The organism is Gordonia sp. NPDC003422, from assembly GCF_053588675.1.
In genome coordinates this window covers 1-26229 of sequence record NZ_JBSFQL010000041.1, presented here as the reverse complement: position 1 = coordinate 26229, position 26229 = coordinate 1, and the positions used below count along the sequence as shown (strand labels likewise).

Genomic DNA, 26229 nt, shown 5'->3' with positions numbered 1-26229 from the left:
CATCCAAAAACACTTGGACACACAATGCCAAACAAAATTGGCATCAGACAATTCATCATCACACTATCGAGTTCTCAAAGAACACACACCCACCGATCGTGACCCAGCTGGGCCCGGTTCCGATGAGCTCTCCCCCGAGCGTGACGAATCCCGCTCGTGTTCTTGGGAGTGGCGCCGCATGGGCGGTCCGGACCTTGGCCCGGACACTCTTACTTCCCCGGTCCTTCCTGGCCCCGGGGGAGTTGCTCTCTGCGGTGCATCGATTAAGTTACACAGGCGAGAACAACGCGTCAAATCGCCTGGTCAGAGGGCTAAACGTGCTCCCGCAAAGCTCTTCTTCCCGCGACGCACCACCAACCAGCGGCCGTGGAGCAGGTCAGCGTCGGCCGGCTGCCACTCCGCGTCGGTGATCTTGGTGTTGTTCACGTAGGCGCCGCCCTCACCGATCGCTCGGCGTGCCGCCTTGTTGCTCTCGGACAAACCGGTGTCAACGAGAAGCGAGACGATCGTCGGCCGCTCGGTGTAGTCGACGACCGTCGTTTCGCCGACCGCCGCCGCGAGGGTTGCCTCGTCGAGTTCGCCCAGATCAGCTCGTCCGAACAACGCCTGGCTGGCCAGCTCGACGGCTTTCGTGTGGTCCGCACCATGGATCAGGGTCGTCATCTCGGCAGCGAGTACCCGCTGCGCGCGCCGCAGGTGCGGGGTCTCGGCTGTCGCACGTTCGAGCTCGTCGATCTCAGCTCGACCGAGGAAGGTGAACCATTTCAGGTAGCGCACGACGTCGGCGTCGGCCGTGTTCACGAAGTACTGGTACCAGACGTAAGGACTGGTCAGAGCGGGATCTAGCCACAGGCTCCCGCCGCCGGTGGACTTGCCGAACTTCTTTCCGTCGGCGGTGGTGACGAGTGGAACGGTGAACGCGTGCACCGACGCACCTTCGACGCGTCGCGTCAGATCGACACCGCTGACGATGTTCCCCCACTGATCGGAACCACCGACCTGCAGGACGCATCCGTACCGGCGGAACAACTGTAGGTAATCGTTGGACTGCAGCAGCACATAACTGAACTCGGTGTAGCTGATGCCGTCCGACTCCAGTCGGCGACGCACCAGGTCACGTCCGAGCAGCACATTCATCGAGAAGTGTTTGCCCAGGTCACGCAGGAACTCGATGACGCTCAGGTCGTGGGTCCACTCCATGTTGTTGACCACCACGGCACCCGTCGGCGAGTCGTCGATCGTCACGAACCGCCGCAATTGGGCGTCGATGCGGCCGGCCCAATCCGCGACGGTGTCGGCGGAGTTCATGTTGCGCTCCCCCACGTCGCGGGGATCGCCGATCAGCCCGGTCGCACCGCCGGCCAGGACGACCGGTCGATGTCCGGCGAGTTGGAATCGCCGCAAGGTCAGCAGCGGTACGAGGTGTCCGGCGTGCAGGCTGGCGGCGGTCGGGTCGAAGCCTGCATAGAGGGTCGTCGGCCCACCTGCGAGCTGCGCCCGTAAGGCGTCCAAGTCGGTCGACTGTGCGATCAGTCCTCGCCACTCGAGGTCGTCGATGACATCTGAGGCGGTCGCGATATCGGTGTTGGCATGCTCGGCGGTCACGTCTTCGATCTTGTCATCGACCGGCGACGTCGCCACAGCCGGGCGCGTTCCCAGGTGGGCGTCAGCTCTGCGCCGTCAGCCGTTCGTGTTCGGCGTCATCGACCGCACGCGCCTCGTCGGCGAGCATCACCGGGATTCCGTCGGCGTCGATGCGGTACGCGACGTGCAGACGCGGGTTGTACAGTTCGTCGCCCGCGTCGAGCAGTGGTCCATGATCCTGGGGACAAACCAGCCGCTCCCGCAGGATCGGGTTGATGGCTTCGGTCCGTGCGCTCACTGTTGCTCCCGAGGTGTCGATGATGTCGGCCCGTCAACGTGCTGTACCGCAACCCTAATCGCATGGTCACACACTCCAGGTGCTCGCCCGCCGGTTGAGCCGCGGGCCCATCCGCGCCGGCTGGGTGAGAGCCTGCGAGCACCTCAGGGAGCGGTTGAAAGATCGGAGATCACGCCTGCCCGCCGGCTGCGACCTGCACATCGGTCGACCAGTCGGCCTTCGACGCCGCGCTGCGGGTGTACCGCCGATAGCGACCGTCGGAGTCGCGGTACCAGATCCGAGCACCGGGCCGCGGCAGTCCCTCACGGGCGAAGGTCGCGCTGATCGGGCGATAGGCGTCGGTCAGCGGGATCTCGTCGACGACGCGGATCAGATGTGGCCGCTGATGAGCGGGCAGCTCACCTAGCGCGATCCGCAACGACGAAACGGTCAACGCATCCGCGTTGACGTTGCTCCGCAACGACACCGCCGCCACTGCAACCTGCCGCCCTGGGTCGCCGACCGGGTACACGGCACACAGGTCGACTCCCTTGACGCGGGACAACATCTGCTCCACCGGGGCAACCCAGATGGGACCGTCGGCACTGCGGATCACGCTGTCGACCGATCCGAGGAACCAGAGGTCGTCGTCGACGTCACGCACGAACAGGTGCCCGGAGACCTCCCAGCGGTCGCGCGAGCCGAAAACGTCCCGGAGCACTGTCGACGAGGAGTCGAATCGGTGTCGGGCTCTCGACAGCAGCAAACCCGGCTCCCCGACCTCGGCCTTCCGTACAAATCCTGCATCGTCGATGATCAACCGCTCGGTATCGATGTCGACCGCGGCGATCTCCACCGGATTGGTCTCCGGCAGCGGTCGTCCCATCGAGCCGGCCTTGTCGGCGGACACATTGGCCAGGATGGCCGAACCGTCCGCCGTCGCGAAGAATTCGAGGACACGCGCGCGGGGGAAGCTGGCCACCACGTCGTCCCACAGGCCCACCGGCATGCCGGAACCCATGAACAGGCGAATCGGGTTGTGCGGGTTGATCCGGAAGTCTTCCGACCGAACGACGTCACGCATCATCGTCCACGTGTAGGACACGACAGTGATCCCGTACCGCGGGACCTCGGTCGCGAAGGTGTCGGCGTCGACTCCGTGTGAGAGCGCGATCCGCGACCGGCCGACCACGGTTGCGCCGAGCGTGGTGAGGAGGCCGGAGGCGTGGTGCAGGGGCGGTAGACAGTAGACGGTGTCACGGTCGGTGAGACCCGCGGCCGACGCCGCACCGAATGCCGACATCGCAAACCGGTGGTTGGTCACCGGCCACGTCGCCAGACGTCCCCGCGAGCGGGTGAACAGGACAAATGCCAGATCACCCGCAACTCCCGGGTCGGGGCGATACCAGGTCGGCATCACGACCGCGTCGGGGTCGATCTGCTCCATGTCGATCACCGTCGATCCGTTCGCACCCTCGATGGCACGCGCATCGCCGCTGCCGCCACCGAGCACGAGCACCCGGTCGCAAAACTCGGAGGCCTGTTCGAGGTGGACCGGATCGGTGACGATCACCGAACTGTCGGCCAGTCGCAGCATCTCCGCGACATCACCATCGGCGGCCAGCATCACGGCGACGGCGCCGAGCCGAGACAGCGCCGCCACCACGACGAGGGCACTCGGGCGCGTGTCCATCAGGACCCCGATGTGCTGCCCGGGCCGTACTCCGCAGTCGACCAGGCCGGCGACCACGTTGTCGATACGGGTATTCACCTGCGCATGGGTCAACACGCGGTTCTCGAAGAGGAACAGTTCCTTGTCGCCGCTGTGTTTGGTGTTCTCCGACATCAACTTGCCCAGCGAGATCTGCGTCCCGGTCTGAATCTGCCCGAGTCGGAACAGGCGTGGCACCGTGCGGATCGATTCCTGCGCAACCGCACGCGAAGTCCGTTGGAAGGAATCGGCCAGCAGCAGCAGTTCGCGCGATGCCGCCGCCCCCGCGTCGGCAACCGAACCGACACCATGGGTGATGCGCGACGACAGGCTGACACCGCCGCCGTGTCCGGGTTCGACCGCCTCCATGGTCGAGATCAGGGCCGGCTTGTCTCCGTCGCGTGACTGCCAGTTGACCCATTCGGAGGTGGTGGGCCAGGTATGACTGCCTGCCGCACTGCCGACGACGAGCCCGAAATGGCCCACCGGAACCCGTGATTCGTAGATCTCGGCGTGGGGGGCGGCGCGAACGATGCCCCGTACAGCTGCGGGCTGTCCGATGTCGTCGGCGGTCCCGACGAAGGCCAGCACCGGGCAGGTGATCTCGGCCAACGACACCAGATCACCGTTGATGACAAATCCACCGGACACCATCCGGTTGTGGGCGACGAACTGCCGCAGCAACTCGGCGATGGCAGGCCCCGACCAGGCGACCCAGCCGTCGGCCTCCAGGAAACGCCGCTGGTCCTCTCGCGGCAGCAGAGCGTCGCGGTCGTGCAGCCGACGGAGGAAATCGATGCGGCTACGGACCGTCTTCACCGGGTCGAGGAGCTGAAAGCCGGTGCGCGCCATCCAGTCCCGAATCCACAAGTTGCGGCTGAACACCTTGTCGGCAAGGAATTCGGCGCCCGGCGCCACCAGACCTGCAGGCAACCCCAGCGGCAACGCGGCCAGCACGTCGACCGGACTTCCGAAGGTGATGACACTCGCGAGTCCCTTCGACCGGCGATACGCGGCCGTCTGATAGGCGAACATGCCACCCTGCGAGTACCCGGCCAGGTGGACGTCGCGACCAGTCGCCTCGATCACCACGTCGATCGCCCGGCTCACCGCCACCACGTGATCGGCGAGCGTGCGTTCCATGCCGCCCTCTTCGGTGTCGGGTGATCCGAAATCGACCACCCACGGCGCAATCCCGCTGCGATGCAGCACCGACACCGCGCCGTTGAGTTCGGTGACGTCGTAGACATTCGCCGACACCATCATCGGCGGGACGAGGATGATGTCGGGATCATCGGCGTGCTCGTCGGGAAAGTACCGGCGCAGGCGGTACATCTGCTCGGTCTCGACCACAGCGAACGGCGCCGGCTCGGTTTCGGTCTGGAAACCACCGAAACGCAGCACCTCGAGCCCGTTCTGCGCGGTGGCGACCACTCTGCCGACCACTCCACCGACGTCGGGCACTCCTACGATTCCGGCCATCGCCTGCAATCCCTCCCTGTCCCGACCCTGCCCTGCATCACAATGCTCGTGACGTCCGTCACTTTACCCAGGAGCTGGGCATTTGACTCACATGCGTCCGCCGAACCCCTGCTCCCAGCGTTCGCGCAGCTGGGCGACCTGCGTCGACACCACGCGGATCTGACGCTGCACCTGCTGTGGCGCGGTGCCGCCATGGGCGTTGCGGGACTCCACCGAGCCGCGGACCGACAGCACGTCGCGCACATCCGGCGTCAGAGCCGGATTGATGCGCGCGAACGTGGCGTCATCGAGGTCGGCAAGCCCGACCCCTTGCGCCTCGGCCTCCCGGACGCATGCCCCGGCGACCTCGTGCGCGACGCGGAACGGTACACCTTGTCGAACCAACCATTCGGCGATGTCGGTGGCAAGGGTGAACCCCGCTGGCGCGAGTTCGGCCATGCGCTCGGTGTGGAATTCGAGGGTGGCGACCAGCCCGGTCACCGCCGGCAGCAACAACTCGAGTTGCGCCACCGCGTCGAAGACCGGTTCCTTGTCTTCTTGCAGGTCACGGTTGTAGGCCAGCGGCTGGGCCTTCAGTGTCGCCATCAGCCCGGTGAGATCACCGATCAGGCGCCCCGCCTTGCCGCGCATCAATTCGGCGACGTCCGGGTTCTTCTTCTGCGGCATGATCGAGCTGCCGGTCGACCAGGCGTCGGCGAGCGTGACGTACCCGAACTCCGGTGTGCTCCAGATGATGACCTCCTCCGACAGCCGCGAGAGGTCGACGGCGATCATCGCGAAGACGAATGACGCCTCCGCGGCAAAATCGCGCGACGACGTCGCATCGATGGAGTTCTCTGCGGGCGCGTCGAATCCGAGGTCGGCGGCGATCGCGGCCGGGTCGAGTCCCAGCGACGAGCCGGCCAGCGCGCCGGAACCGTACGGGGACACCGCGGTCCGACGGTCGGCGTCGGAGAGACGATCGATGTCGCGCAACAACGGCTGCGCGTGCGCGAGCAGGTGATGACCGAGCAGAACCGGCTGGGCGGCCTGCAGGTGGGTCTTGCCCGGCATGATCGCGTCGGGATGGCTGGCGGCCTGAGTGGTGAGCGCCTCCACCACGTCGAGCACGCCCAGGGCAACCTGTCGCATCGCGGCACGCAGCCACATCCGGAAGAGCGTCGCCACCTGGTCGTTGCGCGATCGCCCGGCCCGCAGGCGCCCGCCCAGTTCCGGACCGACGCGCTCGATCAATCCGCGTTCGAGCGCACCGTGCACGTCCTCGTCGGACTCCGCGGGAACGAAGGCGCCGGAGGCGACGTCGTCGGCGAGACGGTCGAGGCCGGCGAGCATGCCCGCGAGATCGTCGTCGGTGAGCAGTCCGGCCCGGTTGAGTACCCGGGCGTGTGCCTTGGACGCCTCGATGTCGTACGGCGCGAGAACCCAGTCGAAGTGGGTGGACTGGCTCAGGGCGGCCATCGCGTCGGCCGGGCCGCCCGCGAACCGGCCGCCCCAGAGCGAACCCTCGTTTGTCGCGCTCACAGATTCAAGTCGCGCTTGGCGGCGATCTTCGACGACAGACCGTGCAGTTCGACGAAGCCGCGCGCCGCCGACTGGTCGAAGCTGTCGCCCTCGTCGTAGGTTGCGAGGTTGAAGTCGTAGAGCGACTCGCCGCTGCGACGACCGTTGACGATGATCCCGCCCGCGTGCAGCACCAGCCGGATCTCACCGGAGACGTGCTCCTGGGTGCTGGCGACGAAGGTGTCCAGCGACCGCTTGAGCGGAGAGAACCAGAGACCGTCGTAGACGAGCTCGGCCCACTTCTGGTCGGTGCGGCGCTTGAAGCGCCCGAGTTCACGCTCGAGGGTCACATGCTCGAGCTCCTCGTGGGCGCGGATGAGGACCATTGCACCGGGGGCCTCGTAGACCTCGCGGCTCTTGATGCCCACCAGCCGGTCCTCGACGACGTCGAGGCGTCCGACACCTTGTGCGCCGGCGCGTCGGTTGAGTTCCTCGATGGCACCGAGCACGCTGACCGGCTTGCCGTCGATGGCGATGGGGCGTCCCTTGTCGAAGGTGATGACCAGTTCGTCGGGGGCGTTGAAGTTGACCGTCGGGTCCTCGGTGTAGTCGTAGACGTCCTTGGTGGGGGCGTTCCACAGATCCTCGAGGAAGCCGGTCTCCACCGCGCGGCCCCACACGTTCTGGTCGATCGAGAACGGCGAACGCTTGGTCACCGTGATCGGGATGGCGTTCTCCTCGGCGAAGGCAATGGCCTTCTCGCGGGTCCACGCGTAGTCGCGGACCGGGGCGAGCACCTCGAGGTCGGGTGCGAGCGAGGCGAATCCGACCTCGAACCGCACCTGGTCGTTGCCCTTGCCGGTGCAGCCGTGCGCGACGACCGTGCCGCCGTGATCGCGGGCCGCGGTCACCAGGTGCTTGGCGATGAGCGGCCGCGACAATGCCGACACCAGCGGGTACCGGTCCATGTAGAGCGCGTTCGACGTGATCGCGCCCAGGCAGTATTCGTCGGCGAACTCGTCGCGGGCGTCGACGACGACCGCTTCGGCGGCGCCGCAGTCGATCGCACGCTGACGCACGACCTCCATGTCCTCGCCGCCCTGGCCGAGGTCGAGCGCCACCGCGACGACCTCCTTGCCTGTCTCTTTCTGGATCCAGCTGATCGCTACCGAGGTGTCCAAGCCGCCCGAGTATGCGAGTACGACGCGTTCCGCCATGGTGGTGAGTGCTCCTGTTGTCTTGCCGTCTGGAAATTGTGTCTGAAAGTCTGTGGGTTCTTCGATTGGGATCGACGGGCCTCGATGGCTACACGAGGCCCTCGATTCGTCGGGCCACGTCCGCGCCGGACACCGGGTCGCGCGCCACTACGAAGATGGTGTCATCCCCGGCGATGGTGCCGAGCACGTCGGGTAGGTTCGCGCGGTCGATTGCGCTCGCCAGGTAGTGCGCGGCGCCGGGTGGCGTGCGCAGCACGGCCATGTTTCCGCTCGCATCGGTCGAGACCAGCAGCTCCGCCAGCAGTCGGGACAGACGGTCGGTGCCGCCGAACACGCCCCGAACCGGCGAACCGTCCTCGGGCACCACGTACACGCCGACGCCACCGTCGGCGGCCCGGAGCTTCACCGCACCGAGCTCGTCCAGATCACGCGACAACGTGGCCTGGGTTGCGTCGATGCCCTCGTCGGCGAGCAGATGCTGCAACTCGGACTGGCTGCGCACCTGGTGCGCGGCCAGGATGTCGACGATCCGGGCGAGCCGACCGGCGCGGGTGGCTGCCAGCCGAGCTTCGGGATGCTCCCGGGAGTCCTTGCCCGCGGCGGTCACTGATGCTCCAACAGCCAGATGAGCAACGCCTTCTGCGCATGCAGGCGATTCTCCGCCTCATCGATGACGACGCTGGCCGGTCCGTCGATCACCTCGTCGGTGATCTCGTCACCGCGATGTGCGGGCAGACAGTGCAGCACGATCGCGTCGTCGGCGGCCTTGGCGAGCAGACCATCGTTGATCTGATAGGTGCGGAACGGTGCCTTGCGGTCCTTGCCGTCGTCTTCCTGCCCCATCGACACCCAGGTGTCGGTGACAAGCACGTCAGCACCGGTCGCCGCCTCGATCGGGTCGGTCACCAGGCGCACCGACCCGCCGGTCTGCGCGGCCCGGCGCTCGGTCGCCGCGATGACATCGGCGTCCGGTTCGAAACCGGCCGGCGCACTGATCGTCACGTGCATACCCGCGGTGACCCCGCCGAGCGCCAGTGAGTGCGCCATGTTGTTGGCACCGTCACCCAGATAGGTCATCGACAGGCCCGAGGCCGTGCCCTTGCGTTCGATGATCGTCTGCAGGTCGGCGAGCACCTGGCACGGGTGGAAGGTGTCGGAGAGCGCGTTGATGACCGGTACCGACGCAGTCGACGCCATGGCTTCGAGGCGTTCCTGACCGAAGGTCCGCCAGACGATCGCCTCGACGAAGCGCGACAGCACCCGACCCGTGTCCTCGAGGGTCTCGTCGCGCCCGAGTTGGGTGTTGCGACCGTCGACGACGACCGCGTGGCCACCCATCTGCGCCACGCCCATCTCGAAGGAGAAGCGGGTGCGGGTCGAGTTCTTGTCGAAGATCACGCCGACCCCGCGCGGACCTTCCAGCGGACGACGCGAGAACGGGTCGGCCTTCACCTCGGCGGCCAGCGCCAGCACCTCGGCCTGTTCGGCCGGTGTCAGGTCGTCGTCCCGCAGGAAATGCCGCGTCATGCCTTCTCCTTGGTGGCCGCGTCGAGGATCGCCGGCAGCGCGCCGACGAACTCGTGGCCCTGGTCTTCGGTCAGAATCAGCGGTGGTGCCAGCCGCACGACGTCGGGCGCCGGCGCGTTGACCAGGAAGCCCGACTCGCGGGCCGCGGTCTCCACCGCGGCCGACACCGGTGCGGTGAGTACGATGCCGAGCAGCAGCCCGGCGCCGCGGACGTGATCGATCAGCGGGTGATCCAGTGCCTCGATCCCGCTCGCAATCGACTTGCCCACGGCCGCAACCTGTTCGGTGAGTCCGAGGTCGTCGACGGTCGCGATCACCGCGAGTGCTGCGGCGGCCGCAACCGGGTTGCCGCCAAATGTGGTGCCGTGCTGCCCGGGCGTGAACAACTCGGCCGCCGGACCGGTCGCGATGGTGGCACCGATCGGCATGCCACCGCCGAGGCCCTTGGCCAGCGTCATCACGTCGGGAACCACACCGGCGGCCTGATGGGCGAAAAAGGTGCCGGTGCGCGCGACGCCGGTCTGTACCTCGTCGAGGATCAGCAGCGCGCCCCGCTCGGTGGTGATCTTGCGGGCGGTCGCCAGGTAGTCGGCAGGTGGTACCACGACACCCGATTCACCGAGGATCGGCTCGAGGATCACTGCTGCCGTGTTCTCTGTCACGGCGGCGTCGAGGGCTGCTGCGTCTCCGTAAGGAACGAATCGCACACCCGGCGGCATCGGCTCGAAGGGTTCGCGCTTCGCCGGCTGGCCGGTCATCGCCAAAGCACCCATGGTGCGGCCGTGGAAGGCGGCGTCGGCGGCCACGATCTCCGGTCGGCCGGTACGCCGGGCAAGTTTGAAGGCCGCCTCGTTCGCCTCGGTTCCCGAGTTGCAGAAGAAGACTCGGCCGGGCTGCCCGAACTTGTCGAGCAGCGCCTCGGCGAGCTCCACGACCCGCGGATTGATGTACAGGTTCGACACATGGCCCAGGGTCTGGATCTGCTCGGTCACCGCCGACACGACCGCCGGGTGGGCGTGGCCCAGGGCGTTGACCGCGATCCCGCCGAGCAGGTCGAGGTAGCGGTTGCCGTCGGCGTCGTAGACGTGCGCACCTTCACCGTGGGTGAGCGCGAGCTTGGGTGTGCCGTAGTTGTTCATCAGCGATGTCGACCACCGCTGCTGAAGGGGTGCGGTCATGACGTCTCCTCGATCGGTGATTCGTCTTCGGCCACGACGGTGGTTCCGGTGGATGCGGTGGTCAGCAGTTGCGCGAGGACCGAGTGCGCGACCCGACCGTCGATGACGTCGGCGCGCTGCACACCGCCGGTGACCGCGCGCAGGCACGCCTCCATCTTGGGCACCATCCCCGAATCCAGTCGCGGCAACAGTGTTTCGAGGTCGTCAGTGGTGATGCGGGCGACCAGAGACGAGCGGTCGGGCCAGTCGGTGTACAGACCTTCGACGTCGGTGAGCATCACCAGTCGCGACGCGCCGAGGGCCTGCGCCAAGGCTCCTGCCGCGGTGTCGGCGTTGATGTTGTGCACGACGCCGTCGCGATCGGGCGCGATGGTCGAGACCACCGGGATGCGGCCGGCCCCGAGCAAATCGAGGACCGCAGAGGTGTTGACGGACGTGATGTCGCCGACCAGGCCGATGTCGGTGGCGGCACCGTCGACGAGCACGGTGCGGCGCGTTGCGGTGAACAGATGCGCGTCCTCGCCGGTGATGCCAACCGCGTACGGGCCGTGTGCGTTGATCAGCCCGACCAGCTCGCGGCCCACCTGACCGAACAGCACCATCCGGGCGACGTCCATCACCTCGGGCGTGGTCACCCGGAATCCGCCCTTGAATTCACCCTGCAGCCCAAGGCGTTTGAGCATCGCCGAAATCTGCGGGCCGCCACCGTGCACCACCACCGGATGCATCCCGCAGGCACGCAGGAACACCATGTCGGCGGCGAAGGCGCGCTTGAGATCGTCGTCGACCATGGCGTTGCCGCCGTACTTGACCACGACGGTGGCGCCGGCCAGCTTCTGCAGGGCGGGCAGTGCCTCGGCGAGGATCTCGGCCCGCTGCTCTCCGCTGATCATGACGAATACGCCGAGTTCTCTTCGACGTAGCCGTGCGACAGGTCGGTGGTCCGGATCGCGGCGGTCTCGGTGCCCAGTGCAAGGTCGACGAGGACCTCGATGTCGGCACCCGACAGGTCGACGTCACGGGCACCTTCGACGCCGACACCATTGGCGCACACCAGGTTTCCGTTGAACGACACCGTGATGCGGTCGGGATCGATCTGCACCGGGGCGATGCCGACGGCCGCCAGCACCCGGCCCCAGTTGGGATCCGAGCCGAAGAGGGCGGTCTTGACCAACGAGTCGCGCCCCACCGTGCGGGCCACGGTGACCGCGTCCTCCTCGGTGCGTGCCCCGGTCACGGTGATGACGACTCGCTTGGTGACGCCTTCGGCGTCGGCCATCAGCTGGGCGGCGAGGTCGTCGCACACCGCGAACACTGCGGCGTCGAGATCGGCCTGCTCGACGGGAATCTGACTGGCCCCCGAACTGAGCAGCAGCACAGTGTCGTTGGTGGAGGTCGAGCCGTCCACGTCGAGCCGATCCAGCGTGCGGGCCGTGGCTTTGCGCAGCGCGGTGTCGAGTTGTTCGGCGGTGGCGTGGGCGTCGGTGGTCAGCACACACAGCATGGTCGCCAGCGACGGCGCCAGCATGCCGGCACCTTTGGCCATGCCACCCACGTTCCAGCCCTGTGGATGATGTAGCGCAACCTGTTTGGGCACCGTGTCGGTCGTCATGATCGCGTACGCGGCGTCGGTTCCGCCCGAGAGCCCACCGCCCATCTCCTGCACGATCTCGGTGACCCCGGCGAGCACCTTGTCCATCGGGAGTCGATCGCCGATCAGTCCGGTCGAGCAGACCGCGACCTCGACCGCGCCGGTGCTGGTCCCCCAGTTGCTCAATGCGGTTGCGACCGCCTCCGCGGTGGCATGGGTGTCCTGGAATCCACCTGGACCGGTACATGCGTTCGCGCCGCCCGAGTTCAGGATCACCGCGCGCAGCCGGCCGGTCGTGAGTACCTGCTGCGACCACAACACCGGCGCGGCCTTCACCTGATTGCGGGTGAAAACGCCCGCAGCCGTGTAGTCGGGGCCCTCGTTGAAGACGAGCGCGAGGTCTTCTTTGCCCGATGCCTTGATTCCGGCAGCGATTCCCGCGGCACGAAATCCCAGCGGAGCGGTGACGCCCTGTTCGCGCACCAGTCGCGAGTGGTCGCCGGGCGCACCACCCTCGATCCGGTCGTCGGAGCTGTTGCTTGTGTCCGTACCACCTGCGCTCACGGCGCCACCCCCACGGTGCTCAGTCCCTCGGTCTCGTCCCAGCCCAGTGCCAGGTTCATCGATTGCACGGCGGCACCGCCGGTGCCCTTGGTGAGGTTGTCCACGGCACCGACCGCGACCAACGTCCCGGCCCGTTCGTCGACCGTCACCGCGAGTTGCACGGCATTGGAACCGATCACCGATCCGGTCGCGGGAAGACGCCCCTCCGGCAGCACATGGATGAATTCCTCGTCGCCGTACGCCTTGTCGTAGACCGCGCGTACCTCCTCGGCGGACGCATTCGATCGTGCGGTGCAGGTCGCCAGGATGCCCCGGGCCATCGGCGCCAGGACCGGCGTGAACGACACCGTGACCGGCTGATCGGCTGCAGCGGCGAGGGCCTGCGCGATCTCCGGGGTGTGCCGGTGTGCGCCACCGACCCCGTAGGCCCGTGCCGAGCCGATGACCTCGGACGCCAGCAGATCGACCTTCGGCGACCGGCCCGCGCCGGACGTGCCGCTGACCGCGACGATCGTCACGTGCGGCTCCACCAGACCCGCGGCGACCGCGGGCAGCAGAGACAGGATCGACACCGTGGGATAACAGCCTGGAACCGCGATCCGGCTTGCGCCGCTGAGGATTTCACGGTTCCCGGGCAACTCGGGCAGTCCATATGGCCAGGTTCCGGCATGCTCACCGCCGTAATAGTCCGCCCAGTCCTGGGAGTCACCGAGCCGGAAGTCGGCACCGCAGTCGATGATGAGGGTCGTCGGCGGCAGGGCGTCGGCGATCACGGCCGACGTGCCGTGGGGCAGCCCGAGGAAGACGACGTCGTGCCCGGCCAGGATCTCGGGGCTGGTCTCCTCGAGCACGCGATCGGCGAGCGGGAGCAGATGTGGATGGTGGACGCCGAGGGCCGTCCCGGCGTTTCCGCCCGCGGTCAGCGCACCGATCTCGAGATCACCCGATCTCAGACGCGGGTGACCACAGAGCAACCGAAGGATCTCACCGCCCGCGTAGCCGCTCGCACCGGCCACCGCCACCCGAATAGTCATGCGATCATTATGCACGGTGATGCAAATACATTCACATCCCGGGTGGTTCGAACCGAGCCACCTCAGGCAGCGACCGAATCCTTCGGATCACCGCAGCCGCGCGCCCACCTTGTCGGTCGCCTCGGCGACGGCGGCAAGTTTGGCCGCGTTCGCCTCGTCCTCGGTCAGCGTTCGATCCTCGGCGCGGAAACGCAGCGCGAAGGTGAGCGACTTGTGCCCGACGCCGACCTGGTCACCGGTGAAGACGTCGAACAGTTCGATCGACTCGAGCAGTTCGCCTGCACCTGCGCGCAACGCGTCCTGAACCTGTGCGGCGGGCACCGTGTCGGCGACGACGACGGCCACATCCTGCAGGACCGCGGGGAACACGGACACGATCGGGGCCGGAAGCGCCGTGGTGATCGGGAGTGCGTCGACCTCGACCTCCACCGCACAGACCCGCGGCGGCAATCCGAGTCGTTCGAGTACGGCCGGATGCAGTTCTCCGGCGTGCCCGACGGTGACACCGTCGACCGTGATGCGGGCACACCGCCCCGGATGCCACGGGCGATGGTCGTCGGCAACGAGTTCGACGTGCACGTTCGCCGCCCGGCCGATCGTGCGCGCAGCCTCGAACGCGTCGAGGTAGTCGGCCTGCCGACCCGGCCCCCACGGCCCCGCAGGATCCCGCAGTCCGGTGAGCACCACGGCGACATGGAGCGGCTGGCGCGGCAGCGAGGCGTCGAGGGCCGCGATCTCGTCGTCGGTCGGTCGTCGCGTGACGTCCAGCGCGCCAACCACGGGCCCCTCTCCGCCGGCCAACATCACCTGTCCGACGGTGTAGAGGCCGAGATCGCGCTGGCCGCGGGCGATATTGCGCGATGCCATCTCCAGCAGGCCGGGCAGCAGCGTGGTGTTGAGCTCCGGGCGATCGGCCTCGAGCGGGTTGAGAACCTTGACGGTGCGACGACGCTGGTCGTCGGCGGGCAGATCCCAGGCGTCGAAGACACCCGCCGGCATGAAGGGATACGGCAGCACCTCGACATAGCCGTCGAGCGCCAGGGTGCGCCCGATGCTGCGGCGGCGGCGCTGCGCCGCGGTGAGCCCGGTGCCCGCCGGGGCGTTGGGCACCACGGCCGGAATCTGTTCGAGACCTTCGAGACGCAGCACCTCCTCGACCAGGTCGGCTCGCTGCCGCAGGTCCGGACGCCACGACGGGGGTTGAACATGCAGAGGGTCGGTGCCGGTGACCACACAGCCGACCTCGGTGAGCCGCGCCGCGGTGGTTCCCACCGGGTAAACGATGCCCGCGGTGCGGTCGGGTTCGTCTGCGGCGATGGTGATCGCCGGCGCAACCGCCACCTCGACGCGAGCTTCCGACAGCGGCGACGCGATCTGACCGCCGGCGATCTCGACGATCAAGGCGGCGGCCCGATCGGAGGCGGCGGCCGTGATCGAGGGGTCGACCGTGCGCTCGAACCGTTTGCTGGCCTCCGAGGTCAGCTTGTGGCGCTTACCGGTTCGGAAGACCCGCACCGGATCGAAGGTCGCCGACTCGAGCAGCACCGTCGTCGTGGCGTCCCCCACCTCGCTGGTGGCGCCGCCCATCACGCCGGCCAGCGCGATCGGACCGGTGTCGTCGGCGATCACCACGTCCTCGGGGTCGAGTACCCGGTCGACGCCGTCGAGGGTGGTCAGCTTCTCCCCCGGTCGCGCACCGCGCACGGTCACCGTGCCCGAGACACGGTCGGCGTCGAACGCATGCAGGGGCTGACCCAACTCGAGCATCACGTAGTTGGTGACGTCGACGATCGCGGAGATCGGACGCACACCTCCCACCAGCAGGCGCTTCTGCATCCACCACGGCGACACCGCATTCGCGTCGACACCGGTGATCACACGTGCGGTGTAGCGGGTGGCCTGGGAATCATCGTCGATCGCGACCGGCCACGGGGCGCCCTCACCCGTCACCACCGCGTCGTTGCCCTGTGCGGGGTCGACGAACGGCACACCGAAACTCCCGGCCAACTCACGGCCGAGGCCCCGGACCGAGAACGCATAGCCGCGGTCGGGGGTGACGTTGACGTCGATCGCCACATCGGACAGACCGAGCACCTCGTGCGCGTCGGCACCGGGTTCCGCGGTTCCGGGTGCGAGGACGAGGATTCCACTGTGGTCGTTGCCGATGCCCAACTCGGACACCGAACAGATCATGCCGTCCGACACCCGCCCGTAGGTCTTGCGCGCGGCGATCTCGAAACCGCCGGGCAGCACTGTCCCCGGCAGCGCCGCGACGATCAGATCGCCTTCAGCGAAGTTCCTTGCACCGCAGACGATCTCGCGCGGCTCGGCCTCACCCACGGCGACCGTGCAGAAGCGGATGGGCTTCTTGAACTCGGTCAGCTCTTCGATGGTCTCGACCCGCCCGACCACCAGCGGACCGGTGATCTCGGGGAAGGATTCGATGTCCTCGATCTCGAAGCCGACGCGAACGAAAGCGGCGTCGACCTCGGCGGCCGTGGCCGACCACTGCGGATCGCCCTGCCGGAGGACCTCGGTGTACCAGGACTGTGGTGCACGCACTGTTGTCTGCTTCTTTCTGGGTTGTTGCTCAGGCAGCTGGGCCGAACGGCAGCGTGAAGCGGATGTCGCCCTCGACCATGTTGCGCATGTCGTTGATGTCGTTGCGGAACTGCAGGGTTCGTTCCAGGCCCATCCCGAAGGCAAAGCCGGAATACACGTCGGGGTCGATACCGCTGGCGCGCAACACATTCGGGTTGACCATGCCGCAGCCGCCCCATTCCACCCAGCCCGGGCCGCCCTTCTTGGCCGGGAACCAGACGTCGACCTCGGCCGACGGTTCGGTGAACGGGAAGTAGCTCGCCCGCATGCGGGTGGTGGTCTCGGGGCCGAACAATGCCCGCGCGAACACCTCGAGGGTGCCGCGCAGGTTCGCCAGCGTCAGCCCCTTGTCGACGGCGAGACCCTCGATCTGGTGGAACACCGGCGTGTGTGTCGCATCGAGTTCGTCGGTGCGGAACGTGCGGCCCGGGCACGCGACGTAGATCGGCACCTCGCGACTCAGCATGGTGCGCACCTGGACGGGCGAGGTATGTGTGCGCAGCACCTGCCGCGACCCCTCAGGTCCTACGTAGAAGGTGTCCTGCATCGACCGCGCCGGATGATCCGGCAGGAAGTTGAGGGCGTCGAAGTTGTGGTGTTCGGTCTCGACCTCGGGTCCCTCGGCGATCTCCCAGCCCATCCCGACGAACACGTCGGCCACCTGTTCGGCGATCACCGTGATCGGGTGCCGTGCACCGGTTCGGCGGCGGTTGCTGGGCAGCGTGACATCGACCGTCTCTTCGACCAGGACCGCCGCGTCCCGCTCGGCGTGCAGCGCGGCCGTGCGGTCGTCGAGTGCGGCCGACACCCGTCCCCGCACCTCGTTGACGAGCTTCCCGCCGGCCGAACGTTCCTCTTTGGGGAGCGACCCGAGAGCGCGTCGGGCGAGCGCGATCGGCGACCGGTCACCCAGGTGTGCGGTCTTGGCCTCGGCCAGCGCATCCAGGTCGGCGGCCGCGGTGAACGCCGAAATGGCCGCGGTTGCGGCGTTCTCGAGTTCCTGCTGGTCCGGAAACACCGGTTGGTCGGCGGATGAAGCCACGGTCTGCTGCACTCCTCGTGTACGCGTATCGGTCGGTCACCTGCTGCGATGACCCCAGTCGAGAGTAGTCGACGGGTCCGAACGCACGGTCAACGGACCGGGGGCGCACGGTCGACGGATCACTTCCCGTAGCCGGCTCGCTTCAACGCGTCGGCCATGGCGCCCGACGGGGCAGGACGGGTCTCACGCCTGCGGTCACCGCCGGACTTGCCCGCTCCCACCTTCTTCGCCCCGGGATCGTTTCTGGACTTGGGGTCGTTCTTGCCAGTCGTTCTCCCAGTCGTATTGCCACTGCCCGAAGGTCGACGGTCCCGTCCGCCCCCGCCACCTCCACGGCCGCCTCCACCGCCACGACGGTTGTCGGCACCGCGGTTCTCGTCACGACCACCACGTCCGCCGTGCCCGCCCTGTCCGGCCGCCTCGTGATCGTCGTCGAGACGAAGTGAGAGACCGATGCGCTGGCGCGCCACGTCGACCTCCATCACCTTCACCTTGACGACGTCGCCCGACTTGACCACCTCTCGCGGATCGGAGACGAATCGATGCGCCATGGCAGAGACGTGCACCAGACCGTCCTGGTGCACACCGACATCCACAAACGCGCCGAAGGCCGCCACGTTGGTGACCTGACCTTCGAGAATCATGCCCGGACGCAGATCCGACACCTTCTCGATGCCGGCGGCGAACGTCGCGGTGGTGAATTCCGGTCGGGGGTCGCGGCCGGGTTTGTCGAGTTCGGCGATGATGTCGATCACGGTCGGTCGGCCGACGGTGTCGTCGACGAAGTCGTCCGGACGCAGCCGCGTGAGGGTCGCGGTGTCGCCGATGAGAGTCGACACATCGGTTCCCACCCGTTCGACGATCCGCGCGACCACCGGATACGACTCGGGATGCACGCTCGACGCGTCGAGCGGATCGTCGCCACCGGGGATACGCAGGAACCCGGCGCACTGCTCGAACGCCTTGGGGCCGAGCCGTGGAACCTTGCTGAGTTCGGTACGACGCCGGAACGCGCCGTGAGCATCACGGTGCGCGACAAGGGATTCCGCCAGACCGGTGGTGATCCCCGACACCCGTGCGAGCAGCGGCACCGACGCCGTGTTCACGTCGACACCGACGGCGTTCACCGCATCCTCGACCACCGCTCCCAGCGAGCGGGCCAGCAGGGCCTCGGAGATGTCGTGCTGGTACTGCCCGACGCCGATCGACTTCGGGTCGATCTTGACGAGTTCGGCCAGCGGATCCTGCAGCCGACGCGCAATCGACACGGCGCCACGCAGCGAGACGTCGAGGTCGGGCAGTTCCTTGGACGCGTAGGCCGACGCCGAGTACACCGACGCGCCCGCCTCGGACACGACGACACTGGTCGGCGGCGTGCTGCCGGCCGCCTTGATCGCGGCGAGCAGTTCGCCGGCGAGTGTGTCGGTCTCCCGGGACGCGGTCCCGTTGCCGATCGCGATCAGTTCGACCCCGTGCCGGGCGACCAGCGCACCGAGAACGGCGAGCGCACCAGAACGCTCGCGGCGCGGTTCGTGCGGGTAGATGGTCGCGGTCTCGACGACCTTTCCGGTTGCGTTGACCACAGCCACTTTCACGCCGGTGCGCAGCCCGGGGTCAAGCCCCATAGTCGTGCGGGCACCCGCCGGTGCCGCGAGAAGCAGATCGCGCAGGTTGGTCGCGAACACGCCCACCGCGTCGGCCTCGGCGGCCTGCCGCATCCGCATCCTGATGTCGAGGGAGAGCCCGACGAACAGTTTGGTCCGCCAGGCCCAGCGGACGGTGTCGAGCAGCCAGCGGTCGGCGGCGCGTCCGTGATCGGCGATGTCGAAACGTGCCGCGATCAGCCGTTCGTAGTGCGTCGGACCGGTGGGGCGGCCGGCAGCGTCGGTCTCGGCGTCCGGATCGGGATCGAGCGTCACCGACAGCACGTCCTCGCGTTCACCACGCAGCACGGCGAGCACTCGGTGCGACGGCAGTGACGTGAACGGCTCGGAGAAATCGAAGTAGTCGGAGAACTTGGCGCCCGCCGATTCCTTGCCGTCGCGGACCGCGGTGCGCAGCACTCCGCGCTGCCACATCGCCTCGCGCAGTTCGCCGACCAGATCGGCATCCTCGGCGAAGGTCTCCACGATGATGGCGCGCGCCCCGTCGAGTTGTTCGGTGGTGTAACCGGCCGGGTCGGTGGCGGCGTCGGCGAGCAGGGCATCGGCCACCGGCTGATGACCGGCCTCCCGCGCGATCTGTGCCTTGGTGCGCCGCTTCGGCTTGTACGGGAGGTAGATGTCCTCGAGTCGCGCCTTGGTGTCCGCGGCGGCAATCCGCGCGTCGAGTTCCGCGTCGAGCTTCCCCTGTCCCGCAATGGATTCCCGCACCGCGGCGCGTCGCTGTTCGAGCTCACGCAGGTACTCCAGCCGTTCGTCGAGCGTACGGAGGGCCACGTCGTCGAGCCCGCCGGTCGCCTCCTTGCGGTACCGCGCGACGAACGGCACGGTGGCGCCGCCGTCGAGCAGGTCCACAGCCGAACGCACCTGGCCCACGCCGACGCCGAGTTCGGTGGCGATGGCCGCGGTGATGCGCGCGTTCACCGCCTCGGGCGACGGTTGGGTGATCGGGCTGGGTTCGGTGGTCGCGGCCGATGCGGGAGCTTGTGGTTCAGACACGAGAGGCGACCCTACCGGGTGGTCCCGACAGTGTTGCGCAGCGTTGTCCCGACGCGTCAGCCACGGGCGTGTGCGCGGGCACTCTCGTACAGGCAGATCGCCGCTGTCGCAGCGATGTTCAGACTCTCGGCCCGACCCCGGATCGGAATGGAAACACGATGGTCGGCGGCGTCCTGGACCTGCACGGGAAGTCCGTGAGCCTCGTTTCCGAACAGCCAGGCAGTCGGCTGGGCCAGCAGCGCATCCGCGTCGTCGAGGACGACCTCACCGTCGGCCGCGGTGGCGAGAATGGTGATGCCGGCCGCGCGAATGGTCTCGAGAGCGTCGAGTGTCGCGCGCTCACGCACGATCGGCAGGTGAAAGACGCTGCCGGCGCTCGATCGCACACACTTGCCGTTGTGCGGGTCGACCGCGTCGCCGAGCAGCACGACGGCGTCGGCACCCATCGCGTCGGCACAGCGGATCAGCGTTCCCGCATTACCCGGCTCTCTGGGTTCGACGGCGATCGCCAGCAGTCGCGGCTCCCGCGAGAGGACCTCGGCCAGGGAGGTGTCGAGCAACGTGCACACGGCGAAGAGGCCGGGCGGCGTCTCGGTGTCGGAGAGTTTCGCGGCCGCTCGTGCGGTGACGGCGACCACCGGGATGTGGTGACCACGCGCCGCGGCGATGATCTCCTGGAATCGGTGCTCGTCATCTTCGGCGACCAGCACCACTTCGGCGCGGTGCGTGCGCAGTGCGGCGTCGACGGAGTTGGCGCCCTCGACGAGGAAGCGTCCTTCGGCGCGACGCACCGACGCGCGCAGGAGCTTCGCATACGACACGACCCGCGACGAGCGGTCGGACAACACTTCCGTCATGGAATCCATTGTCCCCGCTGCGTCACGGGTCGGTTGTCGCTCGGAACCTGAATCAGGCAGCCGGAGCGTTCACGTCGGCGGGGAGCGCCTTGCGGGCAACCTCGACCAGACCGGTGAAGGCCTCCGGGTCGGTGACCGCGATGTCGGCGAGAACCTTGCGGTCCACCTCGACACCGGCGGCCTTCAGGCCCTGGATGAAGCGGTTGTAGGTGATGTCGTTGGCGCGGGCCGCGGCGTTGATACGCGCGATCCACAGCTTGCGGAACTCACCCTTGCGGGCGCGACGGTCCCGGTAGGCGTAGGTCATCGAGTGGAGCTGCTGCTCCTTGGCCTTGCGGTACAGACGCGAACGCTGTCCGCGGTAGCCCTTGGATGCCTCGAGCGTCGAACGACGCTTCTTCTGGGCGTTGACGGCCCTTTTCACGCGTGCCATGTGTCAGATCCTTCAGTCGTCAGTGGGTGACCCGGGTGCGGTCGGCGTACGGCGCCCGGGAGGGCAATCAGCGGTTGAGCAGCCGCTTGATGCGCGGGGTGTCGTTCTCGCTCACCACGGCGACACCGTCGAGACGACGGGTGCGGCGAGAGGACTTGTGCTCCAGCAGGTGGCGACGGTTGGCCTTCTGGCGCACGATCTTTCCGCTACCGGTGACCTTGAATCGCTTCGCGGTTCCCTTGTGGGTTTTGCTCTTGGGCATGTTCTTCCTTCATTCGGGCGAATCGCACCGCCGGACCGGTGCGGGTCCGGTGCTGCGATTCGCGTGTCGTTCGGTCGGTGCCCGCGGTCATCCGCGGGTGGCCGACCCAGCTCTTTCTCGGCTCAGGCCTGGTCGCTCGCGGCGGCCTCGCGGCCACCCGATCGTTCCTTGGTCTGCTGTGCCTTCGCGCGGGTCTTCGCTCCCTTGTGCGGGGCGAGAACCATGGTCATGTTGCGGCCGTCCTGCTTCGCTGAGGTCTCGACGAACCCGTAGTCGGCGACGTCGTTGCCGAGTCGCTGCAACAGTCGGTAGCCGAGTTCGGGACGGGACTGCTCGCGACCGCGGAACATGATGGTCACCTTCACCTTGGAACCCGCCTCGAGGAACCGGATGACGTGACCCTTCTTGGTCTCGTAATCGTGGTCGTCGATCTTGGGCCGGAGCTTCTGCTCCTTGATGACGGTCATCTGCTGATTGCGGCGCGATTCGCGTTGCTTCTGGGCAGCTTCGTACTTGAACTTGCCGTAGTCCATGATCTTGCACACCGGCGGGCGCGCGTCGGGCGCTACCTCCACCAGGTCCAGATCGGCTTCTTCGGCCAGGCGGAGCGCATTTTCAACACGCACGATGCCCACCTGCTCACCGTTGGGTCCGACAAGACGGACCTCGGGTACGCGGATGCGCTCGTTGATGCGGGTCTCAGTGCTGATGGGGCCTCCTTGATCAGGTTTCTATGTCGGTGGCCGCCGCGATCATCACTGGGCGCAACTGGCGCGCCGCTCTCAGCAGAAGAGCCCCGCGGTGAGTGATCACCGGCAGGGCTCCGTTACCGACCGATTCACCGACTTACGTCGATCGCCGAACCGCAGGCAGCACCACATGGGTGACACGTGCGACCTGTCGGCGTGAACCGGGACCGTGCAACTGCGAGGATTCGCGTCGCGACGGTGGGAGCGGAACTCCACTTGCGACCCCGGGCAATACCGGGGCGGTCGTGCTATGGGAGTCTATCAGCCATGACCGGAAACACCTATTCGCCGTCGGACTCCCCCGCTGGTGAGGGGGCTCCCGGCGGCCCTGGAAGTGTTCACGATCCGGAGGAATCGAGTATCCCGACAGCCGAATCCGACAACGTGCGCGACCTCGCCGATATTCCCGCGATCGAGGTCATCACCAAGGCGATCGTGATGCTGATGAGCTCGTCGGCGGAGAAGCTCGGTCTGGCGGAGGGCGCAGGCGACGATGACGTCGACCTCGACGAGGCACGACGTCTGATCACCGCGCTGGCCGGGCTGGTCGACGCGTCGAAGGCCGATCTCGGCATCCACGCCGCACCGATCCGGGACGGCCTCAAACAGCTTCAGCTCGCCTTCCGGGAGGCCAGCGCCTACCCGGACGAGCCCGGTGAAGGCCCGGGCGAGAAGTACACCGGGCCGGTACGCGACAGACGCCGCTGACCCGGCGTCGAATCGCCGTACGCTGGGTACATGAGCACTCCGGGCGCACCCGATCAGGATCCGATCGTCGTCGACGGCGAAGTCGTCGGCGAACCGTCGCCGGGCAGGTCCCCGGCGACGACGGGTGACGTATTCATCCCGCCGCTCCCCGACCACGACTACACCGACGCCGGGGTCCCGACCTTCGACTTTGTCCGCGACAAGATCGAGAAGCGGATCGGCACCGCGATCGGGTCGCAGGAACTCGCCGAGGAGACACCGGAGGGCCAACAAGCCGACGAGATGATGCGCAAACGCGACGAGGCGGCCAAGAAGCGGCTCGACGAGATCCGCAAGTCGATGGGAACTTAGTGGTGCTGTTCATAAGTTCGTCGGGGGTCATGCGACCTCTGTGGGTCGGTCGTGGTCGTCGAGGCGGGTGAGATGGCGGTGTAGGTCGGTGGTGGTGTAACGCCAGGCGACGGGTTGGGCGGTGGCGTTGTAGCGTTCCTCGAAGCCGAGCAATCTCTGTTCGAGCGCTTTCAGATTCTCGAAGTTGTTGGGGGTGAGTACTTTCCGTTGGATGATGGAGAAGAAGATCTCTATCTGGTTGAGCCAAGACGCATGTATCGGCGTGGACCATGATCGCGTTGGCATAGCGCGCGGCGAGCCGGTCGATCGCGGGTTGCCCGCGGTGCGAGGAACCGTTGTCGACGATCCAGAACACCCGATCGGCTGAGGCGTACGGTTCTTGCGTCATGACCTGATCGACGAGTTCGGTGAACGCGTCGATACCGGTGGACTGTGCGCAGCGCCCGAACACCCTGGCGTGGCGCACGTCGTAGGCGGCCAGATAGGTCAGTGCCCCACCCCGCTGGTAGTCGTGGTTGACTCGCAGTCCCATCCAGGGGCGGCTGGGGTGGTGTCGTGGCAGCGGCGGCGCGCTTGGATCGACAGTTTCTCATCGGCGCTGATGACATAGTCGTTGGGCCCCAGCGGTGCTTGGTGGTAGCGGCGGGAGTGCAGGTCGAGGACACGGGCGGCTTTGACCTCGAAGTCAGGGTCACGCAGGAAGATCCAGGACTGGTGTTGCCAGGATTTGATCGCGTCATCGGCCAGCCATCGCCGCACCGACGACACCGAGGCCCCGGATCCCGTCGGCCGTGAGTTGGTTGGCCAATTCCGTGCTGCTCCACCGCGATAACGGAAGATTGTGCTCGGCGGGCAACTGACCAGCCCATGCCGTCACCCGGGCCTTGTCGGCCGGGGTGTAGATCGGTGGCCGCCCAGCACGTGGGGCATCAACCAGCCCGGCCAGTCCGCGCCGGCAGAACCGGGCTCGCCACTTGCGGGCGGTGTCGGTGCAGATTCCTACTTCCGCGGCAATCGCAGCGGTGGGCTGACCGTCGGCCGCCAGCAACACGATCAACGCCCGCAACATCTCCCGTTGCGGGGTCGTTGCGGCTCGCACCCGCGCTTGGAGGACCGCTCGGTCCTCGTCGGTGAGAACCACCTGATCGGCGCTGGCCATCACCATGACCTGCTCCACGCCACACACCATGAATCACTCATGTCTCATAGACCACACGGGTCACGCTGGTGATCGCGGGCGACACGCCACTGGGGCACGATCACCGGCATGGCCACACCACCGGACTCGACCTGACTTTTATCAATTAGTGCGTAGGTTCTCGGATGGCCTGGAGTGCTTCGTTGAGGTCGTCGGGGATGGGGTCGGCGGCGGTGATGGTGTGCTCGCCGGCTTGGACGGTGATGGTGCGGTAGCGGCGGGCTGTGGTGACGAACTTCTTGATCGACCAGCCGGTGCGGGCTTCGATGATGCGGGTGACGGCGAGGGCGGCGAACACGACTGCGAGGTGTGCGCGGATCGAGTCCTCTTTGCGATGGAAGATCGGGCGCGCGGCCAGGTCGGATTTCGACATCCGGAAGCTCTTTTCGATCCGCCACAGCTCATGGTAGGTGCCGATCACGAAATCGCTTGTGGGCGAGTCGATATTGGTGGCATACGCCTTCCATCCGGCCAGAGTTCGGGCTTTGGTCTCCAAGTCGCGGTTCACGCTCTTGGCCGCGCCCTTGAGTGTGACGAACCGGTTGCGTTTGACCGGGACCTTGCCCTCGACTGCCTTCTGCGCCTTGGCGATCTGCTCGTCGATACCGCGCAGTGACCGGCGCGCCCGGTCGGCCTTGTACTGGTAGTAGACCACCTGGTTACGGCGGTGGCGCGTCTTGGATGTCGCCGGCCACGGCTGGGTCAACACCAGCCCGTCGGGTATCTCACGACCGGGATTGTCGTTGTGCCACTTACTGATCACGTACGGCACGGTCGGGATCTTCTCACCGAGGATGAACGACAGGCCGGCTTCTTCGATCGCTGCTTTATTGTCCGCGGAGATCATGCCGGCATCCGCGACGACAGTCACGTTGGTGAGCCGGTGGGCGGTCATGAACGCCCGCAACGTCGGCATCAGCGTCAACGTTTCTGCTTTATTGCCCTCGAAAGCCTCCACCATCAGCGGAAACCCGGACGCATCGGTCAACAACCCGACAGTGATCTGTGGTTCAAGGCGGCGTTCTTTGGAGAATCCGGGCTCGCGGAAGCCGTCGGCCTTGTCGGTCTCGAAGTAGAGCGTGGTCACGTCGTACAACACGAGGGTGGCCGAGTCCAGGCCGGCATACGCCGCGCACGCCGCAGCCAGTTTCTGCCGCCACACCGGCTCAGCAAACATCGGCAGCCGCCGGTTGAGCGTGGGATACGACATCGGCGTCAGCCCGGCCTCGGTGAGCACGCGTAGCGAGTCGAGCTTGCTGGTCGGCTCCAGGATTCGGGCGATCACCAACTCCTCAAACACCTGGTCAGAGCCGGTAGCGCGGGCGAAACCGAGTTCGCGATACACCCCCGACAGCGCCTCGCACAGGTGCGCCATCTTCGACGACGTGATCGGCAACGGCCCACCCGACACCCCGGCCGACCCGAATCCCAGATCCAGCTCACCCTGATCGCCAAGGATGCGCTGAGCCGCAACAGCTTTCAATGCCTCGATCGCAGCCTTGTCGTGCGCCGAACCCAGATGCTCAATCGAGCGTGACCCACGTCGCGAGGAATGCACGATCTGGACCGCCGTCGCTCCCGACGCCGTCTTCACCGTCCGCACATACGGGCTCTTCGAAGTTAGGCGGGCACTGCTCAGCAGTGGAATTGCTGGTTGTTGGCCCGCTGGGCGCGGGTGCAGTGGAATCGTATCCGGCGGCGTG

At 67.1% G+C, this 26229-nt stretch carries 23 protein-coding genes; 2 read left to right on the top strand and 21 right to left on the bottom strand.

The window, feature by feature from the left end; all coding sequences use genetic code 11:
• Positions 1–303 precede the first annotated feature (303 nt).
• The 18 genes from tyrS to infC form a co-directional block, all read right to left on the bottom strand.
• Positions 304–1605: a tyrosine--tRNA ligase gene (tyrS, locus tag ACWDTF_RS23625; RefSeq protein ID WP_240855591.1), complete on the bottom strand. Its 1302-nt coding sequence runs from the start codon at positions 1603–1605 to the stop codon at positions 304–306.
• Positions 1606–1666: 61 nt separating this feature from the next.
• Positions 1667–1882 carry a Trm112 family protein gene (locus ACWDTF_RS23620; protein ID WP_240855593.1) on the bottom strand — a complete coding sequence of 72 codons (216 nt, stop codon included), beginning with the start codon at positions 1880–1882 and terminating at the stop codon, positions 1667–1669.
• Between the two features lie 169 nt (positions 1883–2051).
• A complete protein-coding gene (locus ACWDTF_RS23615) occupies positions 2052–5054 on the bottom strand; it encodes an AMP-binding protein (protein WP_240855595.1) in 3003 nt (1000 codons plus the stop codon).
• 87 nt (positions 5055–5141) lie between these two features.
• Positions 5142–6575 (bottom strand): argininosuccinate lyase, encoded by a 1434-nt coding sequence (gene argH, locus ACWDTF_RS23610; RefSeq protein WP_240855597.1) that lies wholly within the window; start codon positions 6573–6575, stop codon positions 5142–5144.
• A complete protein-coding gene (locus ACWDTF_RS23605) occupies positions 6572–7771 on the bottom strand; it encodes an argininosuccinate synthase (RefSeq protein WP_240855599.1) in 1200 nt (399 codons plus the stop codon). Before ACWDTF_RS23605 ends, argH begins: the two co-directional genes overlap by 4 nt.
• A gap of 88 nt (positions 7772–7859) precedes the next feature.
• Entirely contained in the window at positions 7860–8378 is a 519-nt protein-coding gene (locus ACWDTF_RS23600; RefSeq protein WP_240855601.1) for an arginine repressor, read from the bottom strand.
• Complete coding sequence (gene argF / locus ACWDTF_RS23595) at positions 8375–9298, bottom strand: ornithine carbamoyltransferase (RefSeq protein ID WP_240855603.1); 924 nt, start codon at positions 9296–9298, stop codon at positions 8375–8377. Before argF ends, ACWDTF_RS23600 begins: the two co-directional genes overlap by 4 nt.
• Complete coding sequence (locus ACWDTF_RS23590; protein ID WP_355278203.1) at positions 9295–10476, bottom strand: acetylornithine transaminase; 1182 nt, start codon at positions 10474–10476, stop codon at positions 9295–9297. The genes argF and ACWDTF_RS23590 overlap by 4 nt, the downstream gene beginning before the upstream one ends.
• A complete protein-coding gene (argB, locus tag ACWDTF_RS23585; RefSeq protein ID WP_240855606.1) occupies positions 10473–11369 on the bottom strand; it encodes an acetylglutamate kinase in 897 nt (298 codons plus the stop codon). Before argB ends, ACWDTF_RS23590 begins: the two co-directional genes overlap by 4 nt.
• Complete coding sequence (argJ, locus tag ACWDTF_RS23580) at positions 11366–12631, bottom strand: bifunctional glutamate N-acetyltransferase/amino-acid acetyltransferase ArgJ (RefSeq protein WP_240855609.1); 1266 nt, start codon at positions 12629–12631, stop codon at positions 11366–11368. Before argJ ends, argB begins: the two co-directional genes overlap by 4 nt.
• Positions 12628–13665: an N-acetyl-gamma-glutamyl-phosphate reductase gene (argC, locus tag ACWDTF_RS23575; RefSeq protein WP_240855611.1), complete on the bottom strand. Its 1038-nt coding sequence runs from the start codon at positions 13663–13665 to the stop codon at positions 12628–12630. The genes argJ and argC overlap by 4 nt, the downstream gene beginning before the upstream one ends.
• Before the next feature lie 87 nt (positions 13666–13752).
• Positions 13753–16227, bottom strand: coding sequence for a phenylalanine--tRNA ligase subunit beta (pheT, locus tag ACWDTF_RS23570; protein ID WP_240855614.1), 2475 nt, complete (start codon positions 16225–16227; stop codon positions 13753–13755).
• Between the two features lie 28 nt (positions 16228–16255).
• A complete protein-coding gene (gene pheS, locus ACWDTF_RS23565) occupies positions 16256–17308 on the bottom strand; it encodes a phenylalanine--tRNA ligase subunit alpha (RefSeq protein ID WP_240855622.1) in 1053 nt (350 codons plus the stop codon).
• 119 nt (positions 17309–17427) lie between these two features.
• Positions 17428–19917 carry a Tex family protein gene (locus ACWDTF_RS23560; RefSeq protein ID WP_449755158.1) on the bottom strand — a complete coding sequence of 830 codons (2490 nt, stop codon included), beginning with the start codon at positions 19915–19917 and terminating at the stop codon, positions 17428–17430.
• A gap of 107 nt (positions 19918–20024) precedes the next feature.
• The gene (locus tag ACWDTF_RS23555) at positions 20025–20825 is read right to left on the bottom strand and encodes a TrmH family RNA methyltransferase (RefSeq protein WP_240855625.1); all 801 of its coding nucleotides are present in this window, start codon (positions 20823–20825) and stop codon (positions 20025–20027) included.
• 52 nt (positions 20826–20877) lie between these two features.
• The gene (gene rplT / locus ACWDTF_RS23550; RefSeq protein WP_005178731.1) at positions 20878–21258 is read right to left on the bottom strand and encodes a 50S ribosomal protein L20; all 381 of its coding nucleotides are present in this window, start codon (positions 21256–21258) and stop codon (positions 20878–20880) included.
• 67 nt (positions 21259–21325) lie between these two features.
• On the bottom strand, positions 21326–21520 hold the full coding sequence (gene rpmI, locus ACWDTF_RS23545; RefSeq protein WP_240855627.1) for a 50S ribosomal protein L35: 195 nt from the start codon (positions 21518–21520) through the stop codon (positions 21326–21328).
• Between the two features lie 122 nt (positions 21521–21642).
• Positions 21643–22230 (bottom strand): translation initiation factor IF-3, encoded by a 588-nt coding sequence (gene infC, locus ACWDTF_RS23540; RefSeq protein ID WP_240856024.1) that lies wholly within the window; start codon positions 22228–22230, stop codon positions 21643–21645.
• A gap of 306 nt (positions 22231–22536) precedes the next feature.
• Between infC and ACWDTF_RS23535 the strand changes: the two genes are divergently transcribed.
• The gene (locus ACWDTF_RS23535; RefSeq protein WP_355278192.1) at positions 22537–22977 is read left to right on the top strand and encodes a DUF1844 domain-containing protein; all 441 of its coding nucleotides are present in this window, start codon (positions 22537–22539) and stop codon (positions 22975–22977) included.
• A 30-nt stretch (positions 22978–23007) separates the two neighbouring features.
• The gene (locus ACWDTF_RS23530) at positions 23008–23328 is read left to right on the top strand and encodes a PspA domain-containing protein (protein ID WP_449755156.1); all 321 of its coding nucleotides are present in this window, start codon (positions 23008–23010) and stop codon (positions 23326–23328) included.
• Between the two features lie 27 nt (positions 23329–23355).
• Here ACWDTF_RS23530 and ACWDTF_RS23525 read toward each other — a convergent pair whose 3' ends face one another.
• From ACWDTF_RS23525 to ACWDTF_RS23515, 3 genes are all read right to left on the bottom strand, one after another.
• Entirely contained in the window at positions 23356–23613 is a 258-nt protein-coding gene (locus tag ACWDTF_RS23525; RefSeq protein WP_449755155.1) for a hypothetical protein, read from the bottom strand.
• A 451-nt stretch (positions 23614–24064) separates the two neighbouring features.
• Positions 24065–24505, bottom strand: coding sequence for a helix-turn-helix domain-containing protein (locus tag ACWDTF_RS23520; protein ID WP_449755154.1), 441 nt, complete (start codon positions 24503–24505; stop codon positions 24065–24067).
• A 127-nt stretch (positions 24506–24632) separates the two neighbouring features.
• Positions 24633–26165, bottom strand: coding sequence for an IS1634 family transposase (locus ACWDTF_RS23515; protein WP_449755157.1), 1533 nt, complete (start codon positions 26163–26165; stop codon positions 24633–24635).
• Positions 26166–26229: the final 64 nt, after the last annotated feature.